Genomic DNA, 13,623 nt, shown 5'->3' with positions numbered 1-13,623 from the left:
AGTCAATATTATCAAAATATTAAATTTTTTCTAGATTATATTGCTTGATATTACCTTTCAGACATTATTAGGTAGGAATAAATAAATTTAAAACATCAAAAGAGATAAAATTTAGTTTTGGTAATGACCTTCTCACTTGCTACTTATACGGGCGAACGGTCGTATGCCCCTACTGCTACTTAATCATGATTCGCTTATTTATTGTTGACGATCAAACTATCATCAGACATGGGCTAAAAAGTCTATTAGAACTCCAAGCAGATTTAACTGTAGTCGGGGATGCAGCCAATGGACAGGAAGCCTTGGATATAATTGCTTCTCTTCAACAACAATCTCAACTACCAGATGTAATTTTATTAGATGTGCGGATGCCTGTGATGGATGGTGTAGCCACTACCATAGAATTAAAAAAACATTATCCAGAAATTAAAATCTTAATTCTGACTACTTTTGACGATGATGAATATATCTCTCAAGCCATGAATTATGGGGCAAAGGGTTATCTTCTCAAAGACAGTCCGCCCGAAGATTTAGCGATCGCAATTCGGGTGGTTAATAAAAATAATACCTACATGGGTTCGGGTTTACTAGAAAAAATGTTGCAACATACTACTCAACCAGAAATTGCTAACGTTGCTACTACCCAACAGCTAGCTGAACTCTCCCCCAGAGAAAAAGAGGTGTTAAATTTAATTGCGACTGGGGCAAATAACCGCGAAATTGCCCAAGAATTATATATTTCCGAAAAAACAGTCAAAAATCATGTTACTAGTATCTTGAGTAAATTAGGTTTGCGCGATCGCACTCAAGCAGCCTTGATGTTTAATCAAGTTGAAGTAATTGATTTTTCCTAAAAATAATACCAATTCCTAAAAGTAGCTGGAAAGATCAAAAATATTCTGAGAGTCAAGGAAAAGGCTCAAATATCCATAAAAGCTATCCTAAAGGATTCCCTTCGATCAAAGCTAAAAGCTTAACCTGTCCTAAATCTCTTGTTATTTTCGAGAATTGGTATTACCAAAGTTTAACCAAATACTCATGATACTAAACTCTCGATTTCTTCTATCTTGGTTGGCAACTCCGCAGTTAAGACTTCTACCCCAGATTCGGTGATTAAAACATCGTCTTCAATGCGGATGCCCCTAACATCAGCAAACTGAGTCAAACGTTCCCAATTAACTACATCCTGATACTTATGGCGAAAATTTGCATCATTTAAAATTGCTGGCACTTGATAGAAACCTGGTTCAATAGTGACGAGCATTCCTGACTGGAGAGGGCGGTTTAATCTCAGATAACCCAAGCCAAAGCGATCGCTTCTACTTCTTCCTAGTTCGTATCCTGCCACATCTCCTAAGTCTTCCATGTCATGCACATCTAAACCCAGCAGATGTCCAACACCATGAGGAAAAAATAAAGCGTGAGCATCTATTGCTACTAAATCTTCAGGCTTACCTTGGAGAATGCCTAAATCGACTAAACCTGTAGCAATTACTAACGCTGCGAGTAAATGAATGTCTTGATACTCTACTCCAGGCTGTAGTTTGGCAATGCAATCATCATGAGCTTGCAAAACTACTTCGTAGATATCTTTTTGGGTACTGGAAAACTTACCAGAAACTGGCCAGGTGCGTGTAATATCTGCCGCCCAGCCGTTAGCAGTTTCTGCCCCCACATCGGCGAGTAAGAGATCGCCTGGCTGTAGCTGATGGTGATAAGACTCGTTATGTAAAACTTCTCCCTGTACGGTGACAATACTGTTGTAAGCACAAGTCAGATTATGAGCTATGATTACCCCTTCCATTGCGCCACGTATTTCGGCTTCAGTGGTGACATTTTTAGTTACCTTCATTCCTGCTTGGTGTGCTTTGACTGATACCGCAGCGGCAAAGCGTAATTCTTGTAATGCCAAGTCATCGTGGCGCGATCGCAATTTTACCAATGCTTGAGCAAGTTCTAAATCCAGATTAGCTGCTTGATGAGACAAAGCCACGGGGCGATTTAGTAATTGACACTGTTGTTGATAGGTAGCCAAATCCTGAAGAGCGATCGTAGCTGCACCTGTTGTTTTACTAGCTAAATCAGCCAAAGGATATGTTCGCTCTGCGCCAATCATTGCACCTATTTCCTCTCTATCTGGTGCTGCACCATGCCACAAAGTTGTTTCTGGTGTTTGATTATCAATAAATAATTCTAATTCTCCCGCTGATAGACGAATAGCTGCGTTGTGTAAGGGAATACCAGCAAAATAGAGAAAATGGCTACTAGCACGAAAGGGCAGCTTGTTGGCGGGAAAATTGCGCCCGATAAAATTACCAGACCATAAAATAACTGGATGTTTAATTAGCTGCGCTAGTTTTACTCTTCTTTGTTTTAAACCTTCAATCAAGGAGGGATTACACCCATTCGAGTAGGCTTCGCGATCGCTTACGGTAGTCAAGACAACCATTTTATTTCTGTTACTCATCAATACCAATTAGTATAGATAATTCTCATTCTCCACTGTCAATTAATCAAAGCCATGCAACCTCAATATTGGTCGATAGATCTTTTACCAGGATTAATGTTATCCGAACAAAAACTGTTAAAGGCTCAGGAAATAGAAAATACTCTCGATTTACTCCAACAGACTAAAACTCTAGAATCAAAAATAGATTTAGCTAGTAAACTTAAGTTGCACTTGAAACATCTTAATAAATGGATTGCTCTAGCGGATTTAGCGCGTATTCCTAGCGTCGGCAACCAATATTGTGGATTAATACTGCACGCAGGAATAGTTTCCGTAGTGCAACTCGCTCAAACTCCTTTTCCTCAATTACATCGCCAGATTGTTCGCTTACAGGTAACAACTATCGGTCGAAAAGATTTAACGCCATCAGTAGTACAAGTAAGACAATGGATAGAAGAGGCAAAAATACTCAGTAACTGATGTTACGCACTAATCAATCTGCTAAGACTAGGTAGTAGGTAGTAGGTAGTAGGTAGTCCTAAAGGACAAAGGCTTGCCCTAAAGGGTACACTCAATGCGATAAGTGCAAGCCCTAAAGGATTAGCTCCTTACGTCGCGTCCCGCTGCGCATAAGCCGCATGTAGCTTCGCAAATGGGTTAATTTTCTGACTTCTTTTAATTTTCTATTTTGGTATTACCAGCTCAATTTAAGTTGGTTGAGATTTACTTCTTAACAGATTTAAACCTAATCCAATATATACACACCCTGTAATTCGCTCTAACCAGCCTGAAACTTGCTTTTTTTCTCTCAGGGTATTGGTTGCCATTGCAGCAAATCCAGCTAGTAGCAAGCACCATACTGTGCCACCAGTCACGAACAAAATACCCAACAATAAAAACGGTAATGCTCCAAAACCTGCTGTCGGCTCAACAAATTGTGGGAGAAATGCGAGAAAGAAGATTGCCACTTTAGGATTGAGGACATTAGTTACAACTCCCTGACGATAAATTTGCCAGCTACTCATTGAATTAATTTCTAAAGTAGACAAAGGTTGAGACTTTTTCAACCAAGCTTGAAGACCGAGATAAATCAGATATACAGCCCCAACAATCTTGATTGTTGTAAATGCCCAAGCGGAAGTTGCTAAAAGCGCAGACAAACCAAACGCAGCAAATGTAGTGTGAATCAAAATACCACTACTAACACCCAACACTGAGATTAATCCAGCTTGATGACCTTGGGAAATACTTCGAGCCAGGATATACATTGTATCTGTGCCAGGAGTAATCCAGAGTAAGAAACTAGATAGGAGAAAAGCCGACAGATTGTGAGTTCCAAACATTTTCTTTTTGATTAGAAACAAAACTTGAACGATATTATCAGTCTAGTTTTGAGTTTGATGAGAATACAAGCTTAATTTACATTTCAGGGTGATTGTCTGGTTAAACTTTTCGGCGCACCACTTTGTTCGAGTCGTTGACGCAGAAAGGCGATCGCGTTATGAATACCCAAGCAGAAATTAAAATAGGAGTAGCGGCGATTCAAACTTTATCTAATGAAAAAATCGATGAAATTATTGAACGGTTGCGTCAGCTTCCAAGTTAGATCGCTTTGCTAGATAATAAAGTACCAGTGGTTGCGATCGCTTTATTTGATCACGTTGATGATAAAGTTCTTTCTGTGGAGTAGGAAATAATCTATGAATCTAGATCAAGAATCATTACAAAAATTAGAAGGGAAAGAACTCGAAGAATATGGGAATAAAATTTTCAATAACATTGGACTAACTTGCTTTTCTTCTCTAGGTCAAATAAGACTTAGTACTATAGCTTCAGGATATGCGGAGAATGAGCATATTGAATTTGATTATATTATTCCCAATAATAAAATTTGTCTAATAGGTGAAATAACAGCACGAGATGACAAAGAAAAAATTAAGAAAAAATATGATAAATTTATCAAGCAAATTAATATAATAAAAAATATAGAATTTTCGGAAGCTTTTTGGATAAAACTAGGTATTCAACAAAAGGATATAAGACCTTTTAGAGAAATAGATTCAATCAAAGCTTTTTTTATTACTACAAAAAAAGAAAAATGTGATGTAAGTTTGTCGGAAATAAAAGACATCGCTGTATTTTATAAATCTGACTTTTTAAAAGTTATTGAATATTCTGAAACAATTGGTAGATGGACACAAAATTATTTTTTAAGTAATTTTAATGTTAACAGTTTTACTAATAATGCCATCGCAATTTCTGAAAAAAACAATTCTCTTCTTATAAGCAAGAACAAAAAAATTAGTAGCAAAGATATTCCTTTATCTGATTTATATACTTTTACTATATCTCCGTATGATTTGCTTGAGATAGCTCATGTACATAGAAAAGATGAACTACCTTCAATGCAAGACAATACATATAATTATCAAAGATTGTTGAATAGTGATAAGTTAAAAACAATAAGGAAAAATTTGTTAAATGATCCAGACTTTATGTTTCCATCTAATATTTTAGTTGTTCTTTCTAAAGAATGTAAATATACTAAAGATGGAACAGAAAATTATTATTTACATATACCCAAAAAATATGGAAGTATTTCTATAACTGACGGTCAACATAGACTCTTTTCCTATGCTGATGAAAGTATCAAGTCTATCATTCAAAATGATTGCAAAATACAGGTAACTGCCATCAATTTTAAAGTCTCTGATGAAAAACTCATTGGTAAATACAGTGCCAAAATATTTGTAGAAGTTAATATTAATCAAACACGAGTAGAAATATCTCATCTCGATCAAATCGCCTATGAATTAGGGAGCGATGATCCTAAAGTTATTGCTACAAAAATTATAGTTACAATGAATAGTCGCAAAAAATTTAGCTCATTCTTTGATATTAATTCAGATAAAATTAATAAAGGCATTGTAGACGCAGGAACAATTATTGACGCAATTAAAAAAATAACCAGTTTAGCAAAAATCAAAAAGCTTGAAAATGCAAGAACCGAAAAAACAAAACTTAAAAGAGCTGGATATGAGAAGCTGTTTGACTGTAATATTCTAGCTCTATCGCAGAAAGAAATATTGGTTGAAAAAGGGACAACTACTTTTGAGAGATATTTTAATGAAATTTTTTATACCTTTGAAAATGATAAACTAAAAGATAAAAAAGAAATTAAATCTTCTTTTGTCTATTCAAAATTTTGGGCTGGATTTGTAGATTTACTAAGTATATTTATTGAAGAAGGTTTAGATTGGAATCAAGTAAAAGATGAACTTAACAAAATAAAAGCTAATGTCATAAAACTACGTGAAATAGATACATTTCAAATTGATAAATCAACTGAGCCTTTGTTTTATTCAAAAGATGCTAAAATTCCAGATGCTAGTTCTTCTCCTAAAAAAACCTGTACTTTTTTAGAACAAAATCGCAAAAATCCTGTCTCTATTCAAGATATCAATTAAAGCGATCGCTGGAAAATCATACACCATCTGATTTAACTTCTTAAAGCAATAATTGGATCTAGCTGTGCTGCATTACGAGCAGGGAAAACGCCAAAAAATAAACCAATTGCCCCAGAAACAGTCAGGGCGATGAAGATTGCCTGAAAACTAACTACAGCTTCTAAGGGAGTGAGAGTAGCTACAGCTATTGTGCCTCCGACACCTAAACCAATACCAATTAAGCCACCAACGGTAGATAAAATAATTGCCTCAATGGTGAACTGAATTAAAATATCGCTACCAGTTGCCCCCAATGCTTTGCGTAAGCCGATTTCTTTGGTACGTTCGACCACCGATACCAGCATGATATTCATAATGCCAATACCGCCGACTACTAGAGAAATACCAGCAGTTGCCCCCAAGACTAGAACCATAATATCAGAGACGCGATTAGCAGTTTCCATTAAATCTTGTTGACTACGGACGGTAAAATCATCTTCGCTTTTAATAAGATTGTGGCGCAGACGCAAAAGATTAGTAATTTGATATTGTGCAGCACTGGAACTTTCAGGATTTTTGGTCATAACAGCAATTGACTGGAGAGTAGGGCTATTGCTATTGGCTTCTTGTCCTGTAATTTGATTTGCCATGACCATAATGGGTATAAAAACCGCTTCATCTTGGTTTTGTCCCAAAGATGCACCTTTTTCTGCCATCACGCCAATGACTTTAAAGCCAAGGTTGCGAATCCGAATTTTTTGACCGAGGGGATTTTGCTTACCGAAGAGAGTACGGGCAGTGTCACTACCTAATACAGCTACCTGATCGCTCGTTTGAATATCTAATATATTAAAAAATTCTCCCTGAGCAACTTGCACATCTCTAACCGTAGGATATTCTGGGGTTGTACCAGTAATAGTTACCTGAGTCTCTTTGTTACCATAAGTAACTCGCAAACGTTCGCTCTTTTCTGGGGCAACAGCAGTTATGGCCAGAACTTCCTGGGCGATCGCCTCGGCATCTTCCAGTACTAGAGTATTAGCTTGCACTACTCCTGCTTGAGGGCCTCTTTGGTCTACACCAGGGCTAACAAATAAAACATTTGTGCCTAATGACTCAAATTGCTGATTAATATATCTCTGTCCCCCTTGTCCCACTGCAACCATCGCGATGACCGAAGCATTACCAATTATTACTCCTAGCATCGTCAAACCACTTCTTAGTTTATTGGCAAAGAGGGTTTTGCTTGCCATATTGATATTTTCTAAAAAATATGCACTCATTAGGATTAGGTAGTAGGTAGTAGATAGTAATTAAATTTCTACGGTAATCCTGTTCTCAAAGGAGTTTGCCCAGGGGGAAAATCAATGAAAACGCGTAGCGAAGCCATGCCGTCAGGCTTATCGCTCGCTTTTAAACCTTGAATAATTTGAGTTTGACCACCTTCACTAAAACCAACTCTAACTGGTTTAAATTGGGCTTGATTGCGATCGCCTAGTACCATAACGCCGATTTCACCTTGATTGGTGGTAATTGCTACTGTCGGAATTGTTAAAGCATTGGCAATCTTTTTACCGACAAAAACTGCATCAACATTCATGCCTGATCGCAGTTCAGTTTTGCCTGTAATCAGTTCTACTTTGACTTCAAAGGAAGTGACGTTATTCTCGATGATCGCTTCAGGGGCAATGTGTTTGACTCGACCTTGAAAAGCACGGTAGGGATAAGCATCCGCTGTAATTTTTACTTTTTGATTGGGTTCAATTTGGGCAATATTAACTTCGGAGACATTAACATTAACTTCTAATCCTGATGCAATAGACAAGATCGAAGAGGAGGTGGCAGAAGAGGTCGTAGAAGCAGAGACGTTAGGTGTAACAACCGCCCCAACAGTGGCATATTTTTGGCTGATAATGCCGTTAAAAGGCGCGTAAATCGCCGTCTCATTAAGATCTGTGCGAACTAAATCCACCTTGGCTTTAGCTGCTGCTACTTTGGCTTTAGATTGTTCGATATCTTCTAGACGTGAGCCGTTTTCCAATTCTCGTAATTGTTCCTGGGCTTCGACTAAACTGGCGCGGGCGGTTTTGTCTGTGCTGATATATTCGTCTAAAGTTAATTGAGCGATCGCCCCTTCTTGTGCCAACCAACGGTTTTTTTCTAGTCTTTTAGCACTTAAATCTGCTTGTGCTTTTGCTGATAATACTTGAGATTTCCCTCTGGCAATTGCTTCTAGGCGATTACCATTTAAAACTTTGGTATATTCTGCTTGCGCCTGGGCTAATTCGGCTGTTAAATTAGCTGAGTCCATTCTGGCTAATAGTTGCCCAGCTTTTACTTTGTCTCCTTGTTCAACATATAGCGCCGTTAATCTACCAGTAGTTTTGGGGCTTATATTAACAGAAGTAATCGGTTCAACAGTGCCACTAGCTTCAAAGCTAACCTGGAGGGATTGAGTTTGGACTGGTACTGTACGAGATTGCAGATTGGGCTGAGTATTCTTACGGCGAGACAGAAAATAGATACCTGCGCCTGAAATAATCAAGGCGATTAAAATTATGATTATCCAGTGCGATCGCTTTTTAGTAGGTTTGGCAAGATCTGTTTGATCAGATTTTTTATCTAGTAAAGACGAATCTGGCTCTTTTAATTCAGACTCTTCGATTGATGAATCAGAAATCTTATTCATGTATAAAAGTATCATTAGAATTAGCAAGTGACCAATAACTAATAACTAATAACTAATAACTAAAAATAGTTGGCAATTGTTCTACCACTAAATCATTTCCGCTCGCCTCACAAGCAGTTGTCAGGGAATCTTTTTGCTCGGAAAGATTATCGCGATCTGGTGTAAACACAAAAGTGCCTCGTTTTTGAGCAGCAAAACCGTTATACCAAACCAGGCTCATTACTTGTGGCATTCTATCCATTGCTAAAAATTCTGTGCAGGTGAGCTGAGACATATCAATTTCCTCGCTGCTATTTGCTACTCTTGTTGTTATCACTAAGAACATCAAAACAACTGCGATAAAAGTACTGAAGATTCTAAAAGAAAAAAATTTAGCTAGCATCAATCAATCTTGCTATTAAGTTAAATTACTGCCTTGATACTAAAAAGTTTTGCTCTTGTTGACTTCGATCTAATGTCCTAAATTGACATCAGACTTTAGTACAGAAAAAAGCACTAAAATTGAGACTTTAGTACATTTAATAGCTAATATGTTGTCAGTTGCTTTTAATTTGTGGGAGAGTTAATTGAGCGTTGACAACTGAATTATGATGAAATATACAAATCGACTCAAAGCCCATCCTCTACGCTTGTTGCTTTATTTAGAGTGAATTTTATTTATCATTAGTATTTTAGGGCAATTCCGTACTCCCAATGTACCTTTACCTCACCTAAAAATTCCACCATTTTTTCCTGCAATTAATCCTAATTTTTCTCCTATATCATTTTTATTTGCGATCGCCTTTTTGATTTTAGGAATATATCAACCAAACGATAAACATTGGGAAAATATTATTTATATTGGCTTAGGATTTATCTTGATTGCTTTGACGGAAATTAGTGGCGAAACAAACCTCCGTCTTTTTCTACCTTTATTACTAATTATGGTAATTAGAGGCTGTCTTACCTTCAAAAGATTTGGTTCTTTTATAGTAGCAGGGATCTCGTTATCTTGGTTTTTAGGCTCTCTGTATCTACTGGTTAAAAATAGTTTTAGTAATTTAAATGTACAGCAAGTTCCTGCAATTATTACTCCAGGTATAAAACCAGAAATCATCTATCAGCTTTATTCTAATGAAGGGCAATTAAAAGCTTTAATTATTAATATGGCAATTAATATAACAATATTATTTTGCCTAATTACAGTGTTTGTTTTTGTATTAGTTAATGCCTTAATGTCTGAATATCGATCGCGACAAGAATTAGGAACTGTCAACAAACAACTACGCAAATATGCTTTATTAATTGAAGATAGAGCGATGTTACAAGAACGTAATCGCATTGCTCGTGAAATTCATGATTCTTTAGGTCATTCTTTAACGGCTCAAAATATTCAATTAGCTAATGCCTTATTATATCTACGTTCTAATCTTGATCGCGCCGAAACATTTTTAGCAGAAGCCAAAAAACTTGGTTCTCATGCACTGCAAGATGTCCGTCATTCCGTAGCTACTTTAAGATCTGATCCTTTACAAGGAAAATCATTAAAAGTGGCGATCGCTGAACTAGTCAAAGATTTAGAATACCGAACTGAAATTACTTTCCATTACCAAAGTGAGATCCCCGATCTTTTACCCAATGAAACTACCTCAACCGTTTATCGAATCGTGCAAGAAGCACTAACTAATATGATCAAACATTCTGAGGCAACAGAGGTCAAGATTTCCCTACAATTAGTAGTTAATTATTTGGAAGTACAAATTCAAGACAACGGTACAGGATTTGACCCCCAAGAAAATACCACAGGATTTGGAATTCAAGGAATGCGAGAAAGAACGACTGCTTTAGGTGGAAATTTTAATTTAATTAGCCTCCCAGGCAAAGGCTGTCATATTATCGCTACTATTCCTTTAGTTGATAAATTGTAAAGAAAGTAGTGAAGTGGGGAAATTGAACAAAGTTTCCGTAGCGATTGTCTTAAATTTAAAATTATTAACAAATAGAGATAAATACAGATAGACACAAATGAACACAAAAGATTTAATATTTCAAGAATTAGAAGAAACCTCAGAACCATTGCTCAACGAAATTTTAGACTTTGTAAGGTTTCTAAAAATCAAACAAATACAAGAAGCTAAACAAAAAGGAACTATTTCTTTAGAGGCTTTTAAAACCGAACTGGGCTTATAAATTATGACTTACAAAGTAGAAATTACTTAATTAATGCCTAACAATTAATCTTAAATTGTCACCGATGCCAATGACCATGATTCGTATTTTGCTGGTAGACGATCAAACCATTATCCGTCAAGGATTGAGAAGCTTATTAGAATCTCAAGCAGATTTCCAGATAGTTGGCGAAGCGGAAAATGGCAAAATTGCGATCGCTCTGGTCGAACAACTTTATGATACTCCTGAACAACCAGATTTGATTTTAATGGACGTGCGGATGCCTATAATGGATGGGGTGGCTGCAATTAAAAAGCTCTCAGAAAAATTTAGTTCTCTTCCAGTTCTAGTGTTAAGCACTTTTGATGATGATGAATATATTACCCAAGCTATGCAATTTGGGGCTAAAGGTTATTTATTAAAAGATACAGCTATCGAAGAAATCGCATCGGCGATCAGGACTGCAACTAAAGGCTATACTCAACTAGGGCCTGGTTTATTTCAAAAATTTTTAACTCGCTCATTTCAGTACAATTTCCCTTCTGAAGAATTATCCCAGACTTTACAAGCCCTTTCTCCCAGAGAAAAAGAAGTTTTATCTTTGATTGCTAAAGGAGCAAGTAATAAAGAAATCGCCCAAGAACTATACATTTCTGAAAGAACAGTCAAAGCCCATGTTACTAGCATTCTCAGTCAATTAAACTTGCGCGATCGCACTCAGGCTGCTATCTTAGCGACTCAGTATCGATTGCTATAGCAACTACGCATCCCAAGGCATCTTTGATTTTGACTCATAAAATAACCCCCCACTTAGCAAATATCCCAGATGAGACATCAATCAAGGAGAGGCTTCAAGCTTGGTAACTTGATAATTGTTAAATCATTTGTTAATTCATTACCAACTACTACGTCCTTAATATTGTTCTAGATATCAACTATTTTAGTAAGTGCGGGGCGCACCTTCAAAACTACGATTCCCAGCGCTACCACGATTATTATCGCGAGGTCTGGCTTTATTTACTCTTAACTCTCTCCCCATCCATTCTGCACCATCTAAACTCTCAATTGCTTTGGTTTCCTCTTCATCACTGCTCATCTCGACAAAACCAAATCCTCTAGGACGACCAGTTTCACGGTCTGAGGGCAGAGAAACTCTAGATACAGTACCATATTCTTCAAAAACAGTCGTAAGATCTTCTTTAGTAACCTCGTAGTTAAGGTTGCCGACATAGATTGACATAGATTGTCTCCTGATTTGCGAAATTGTTTTGAGATCAATATTGGGAAAGAAAGCTTGCCGATTTATCGTCAATCTATAGATACTCCAGAGCTTATGACAAATTGAAACAAACGTGTCTACCGAATTGAAATCTCTATTTTCTAGTACATTAACACAGCCAAATTAAAAGGACTCATTAAAAAACGGAAATAATCTTAAAAAATAACAAATGAATCAGATCTAATAGCTAATAGTAGTATAAAGAGTGTTTTACAAGCTGATAGCGCAGATGAATTAAGTAATAATAAATCCTATAAATGGACGTAATGTATGACACCCAATGGAACTAAACATAATGAATTACGGCAATTAGTTCGCTCGCAACTAGAATTACTGTTAGAAAGCGGTAACCTACAGGGAGCTAAGTCTCTCTTAATTCCCGTACAGCCAGTAGATATTGCTGAGGCAATTGAGGGTTTACCAGAAGCTATTCAGCTAATTGCTTTTCGGTTGCTTTCTAAAGGAGAGGCGATCGAAGTTTATGAATATCTAAATAGTGATGTTCAACAGGCGCTAATTCAAGAATTTAAAAGACAGGAAGTATTAGACGTTGTGGATAAAATGTCTCCTGACGATCGCGCGCGGATGTTTGATGAACTACCCGCCAAAGTAGTCCGTCGTCTCCTAGCTCAATTAAGTCCTAAAGAACGTCAGGCTACAGCTATTTTGCTTGGTTACGGCGAAGATACAGCAGGGCGAATCATGACCCCTGAATATATCTCTTTAAAAGAGACGTTAACCGTCAGCCAAACTTTAGAACATATTAGAAGCTTGGCTAATGCCTCTGAAGTTGTCTACTATCTCTACGTTACGGGTAGCTCTCGGCAGCTTACAGGGATTGTGTCTTTAAGAGATTTGGTAATCGCAGCGCCAGATACGAGCCTGGTAGAGATTATGACCCGTGATGTGGTTTTTGTTCATACTGATACCGATCAAGAAGAAGTCGCTCGCACCATTCAACGTTACGATTTGGTAGCATTGCCTGTGGTAGATAGTGAAGATCGTTTAGTTGGGGTAGTTACAGTAGATGATGTGATCGATATTATCGAGCGGGAAGCCACAGAAGACATTTATGCTCTTGGTGGATTACAGTCGGACAAAGACAATTATTTTCAAACTAGTTTATGGACTGTTGCTCGTCGTCGTGTTGTCTGGCTATTAATCTTACTGCTGACAAATACGGTCACAGGCGCAATTATTCGCTCTCAAGAAGATCTCTTACAACAGGTGGTAATTCTGGCAGCCTTTATTCCGCTCTTAACTGGAACAGGAGGTAACGTTGGCGCACAGTCTTCTACGGTAGTCATAAGAGGCTTAAATACTGATGAAATTCAGAATATGGGGGCAAGCAAAGTTATTTTCCGAGAGGCAACAGCAGGTATATTGTTGGGTTTGCTTTTGGGCAGTATGGCGACTGTCTGGGCATATTTTCTTCAGGGAAATATATCAGTAGCTTTGTCTGTAGGAATTAGTCTGATTGCGATCGCTCTTTTGGCTTCAGTAGCTGGTTCGGCATTACCTTTTTTGTTTCGTAATTTAGGTTTAGATCCAGCCCTAATGTCTGCTCCCTTTATCACCACTGCTGTCGATGTCCTAGGAGTCCTCATCTACT

At 37.4% G+C, this 13,623-nt stretch carries 14 protein-coding genes; 8 read left to right on the top strand and 6 right to left on the bottom strand.

From position 1 onward, the window contains the following. Window positions 1-185: 185 nt before the first annotated feature. Window positions 186-854 carry a response regulator transcription factor gene (locus C7B62_RS14710; protein WP_106237815.1) on the top strand — a complete coding sequence of 223 codons (669 nt, stop codon included), beginning with the start codon at window positions 186-188 and terminating at the stop codon, window positions 852-854. 182 nt (window positions 855-1,036) lie between these two features. Here the strand turns inward: C7B62_RS14710 and C7B62_RS14705 are convergent, their stop codons facing one another. After that, complete coding sequence (locus tag C7B62_RS14705; protein ID WP_106237811.1) at window positions 1,037-2,449, bottom strand: aminopeptidase P family protein; 1,413 nt, start codon at window positions 2,447-2,449, stop codon at window positions 1,037-1,039. A gap of 72 nt (window positions 2,450-2,521) precedes the next feature. Between C7B62_RS14705 and C7B62_RS14700 the strand changes: the two genes are divergently transcribed. Further along, on the top strand, window positions 2,522-2,929 hold the full coding sequence (locus tag C7B62_RS14700; protein WP_106237805.1) for a DUF4332 domain-containing protein: 408 nt from the start codon (window positions 2,522-2,524) through the stop codon (window positions 2,927-2,929). 227 nt (window positions 2,930-3,156) lie between these two features. Here the strand turns inward: C7B62_RS14700 and C7B62_RS14695 are convergent, their stop codons facing one another. Then, the gene (locus tag C7B62_RS14695; protein ID WP_106237802.1) at window positions 3,157-3,792 is read right to left on the bottom strand and encodes a LysE family translocator; all 636 of its coding nucleotides are present in this window, start codon (window positions 3,790-3,792) and stop codon (window positions 3,157-3,159) included. A gap of 122 nt (window positions 3,793-3,914) precedes the next feature. Between C7B62_RS14695 and C7B62_RS25750 the strand changes: the two genes are divergently transcribed. Together C7B62_RS25750 and C7B62_RS14690 are read left to right on the top strand one after the other, a co-directional pair. Further along, a complete protein-coding gene (locus C7B62_RS25750) occupies window positions 3,915-4,055 on the top strand; it encodes a hypothetical protein (protein ID WP_158260689.1) in 141 nt (46 codons plus the stop codon). Window positions 4,056-4,149: 94 nt separating this feature from the next. Next, the gene (locus C7B62_RS14690; RefSeq protein ID WP_106237798.1) at window positions 4,150-5,916 is read left to right on the top strand and encodes a DGQHR domain-containing protein; all 1,767 of its coding nucleotides are present in this window, start codon (window positions 4,150-4,152) and stop codon (window positions 5,914-5,916) included. Between the two features lie 32 nt (window positions 5,917-5,948). On the opposite strand, the gene C7B62_RS14685 is transcribed toward C7B62_RS14690, so the two are convergent. The 3 genes from C7B62_RS14685 to C7B62_RS14675 are packed head-to-tail and all read right to left on the bottom strand — an operon-like array spanning window position 5,949 to window position 8,909. Next, a complete protein-coding gene (locus C7B62_RS14685; RefSeq protein WP_106237794.1) occupies window positions 5,949-7,178 on the bottom strand; it encodes an ABC transporter permease in 1,230 nt (409 codons plus the stop codon). Between the two features lie 38 nt (window positions 7,179-7,216). Next, window positions 7,217-8,584, bottom strand: coding sequence for an efflux RND transporter periplasmic adaptor subunit (locus tag C7B62_RS14680; protein ID WP_106237791.1), 1,368 nt, complete (start codon window positions 8,582-8,584; stop codon window positions 7,217-7,219). A gap of 52 nt (window positions 8,585-8,636) precedes the next feature. After that, window positions 8,637-8,909, bottom strand: a complete 273-nt coding sequence (locus C7B62_RS14675) for an HdeA/HdeB family chaperone (RefSeq protein WP_255414027.1) — start codon at window positions 8,907-8,909, stop codon at window positions 8,637-8,639. A 460-nt stretch (window positions 8,910-9,369) separates the two neighbouring features. Here C7B62_RS14675 and C7B62_RS14670 point away from each other — a divergent pair, with 460 nt between their 5' ends. The 3 genes from C7B62_RS14670 to C7B62_RS14660 all read left to right on the top strand — a co-directional run bounded on the left by C7B62_RS14670 (window position 9,370) and on the right by C7B62_RS14660 (window position 11,489). Beyond that, on the top strand, window positions 9,370-10,491 hold the full coding sequence (locus tag C7B62_RS14670; RefSeq protein WP_199194207.1) for a sensor histidine kinase: 1,122 nt from the start codon (window positions 9,370-9,372) through the stop codon (window positions 10,489-10,491). Between the two features lie 97 nt (window positions 10,492-10,588). Then, a complete protein-coding gene (locus C7B62_RS14665; RefSeq protein WP_106237784.1) occupies window positions 10,589-10,753 on the top strand; it encodes a DUF2281 domain-containing protein in 165 nt (54 codons plus the stop codon). A 76-nt stretch (window positions 10,754-10,829) separates the two neighbouring features. Then, the gene (locus C7B62_RS14660) at window positions 10,830-11,489 is read left to right on the top strand and encodes a response regulator transcription factor (protein WP_106237851.1); all 660 of its coding nucleotides are present in this window, start codon (window positions 10,830-10,832) and stop codon (window positions 11,487-11,489) included. 183 nt (window positions 11,490-11,672) lie between these two features. Here the strand turns inward: C7B62_RS14660 and C7B62_RS14655 are convergent, their stop codons facing one another. Next, a complete protein-coding gene (locus C7B62_RS14655) occupies window positions 11,673-11,972 on the bottom strand; it encodes an RNA-binding protein (protein ID WP_106237781.1) in 300 nt (99 codons plus the stop codon). A 309-nt stretch (window positions 11,973-12,281) separates the two neighbouring features. Here C7B62_RS14655 and mgtE point away from each other — a divergent pair. Next, on the top strand, window positions 12,282-13,623 hold a 1,342-nt coding region (mgtE, locus tag C7B62_RS14650; protein WP_106237776.1), incomplete at its 3' end, for a magnesium transporter.

Origin of the sequence: Pleurocapsa sp. CCALA 161 (assembly GCF_003003995.1) — a bacterium.
In the GTDB taxonomy this organism is placed as follows: domain Bacteria; phylum Cyanobacteriota; class Cyanobacteriia; order Cyanobacteriales; family Xenococcaceae; genus Waterburya.
This window is presented reverse-complemented; position numbering and strand designations above follow the sequence as displayed.

Coding starts and splice junctions, on each gene's coding strand:
- C7B62_RS14710 (WP_106237815.1), top strand. CDS start 186: ATGATTCGCTTATTTATTGTTGACGATCAAACTATCATCAGACATGGG.
- C7B62_RS14705 (WP_106237811.1), bottom strand. CDS start 2,449: ATGGTTGTCTTGACTACCGTAAGCGATCGCGAAGCCTACTCGAATGGG.
- C7B62_RS14700 (WP_106237805.1), top strand. CDS start 2,522: ATGCAACCTCAATATTGGTCGATAGATCTTTTACCAGGATTAATGTTA.
- C7B62_RS14695 (WP_106237802.1), bottom strand. CDS start 3,792: ATGTTTGGAACTCACAATCTGTCGGCTTTTCTCCTATCTAGTTTCTTA.
- C7B62_RS14690 (WP_106237798.1), top strand. CDS start 4,150: ATGAATCTAGATCAAGAATCATTACAAAAATTAGAAGGGAAAGAACTC.
- C7B62_RS14685 (WP_106237794.1), bottom strand. CDS start 7,178: ATGAGTGCATATTTTTTAGAAAATATCAATATGGCAAGCAAAACCCTC.
- C7B62_RS14680 (WP_106237791.1), bottom strand. CDS start 8,584: ATGAATAAGATTTCTGATTCATCAATCGAAGAGTCTGAATTAAAAGAG.
- C7B62_RS14675 (WP_255414027.1), bottom strand. CDS start 8,909: ATGTTCTTAGTGATAACAACAAGAGTAGCAAATAGCAGCGAGGAAATT.
- C7B62_RS14665 (WP_106237784.1), top strand. CDS start 10,589: ATGAACACAAAAGATTTAATATTTCAAGAATTAGAAGAAACCTCAGAA.
- C7B62_RS14660 (WP_106237851.1), top strand. CDS start 10,830: ATGATTCGTATTTTGCTGGTAGACGATCAAACCATTATCCGTCAAGGA.
- C7B62_RS14655 (WP_106237781.1), bottom strand. CDS start 11,972: ATGTCAATCTATGTCGGCAACCTTAACTACGAGGTTACTAAAGAAGAT.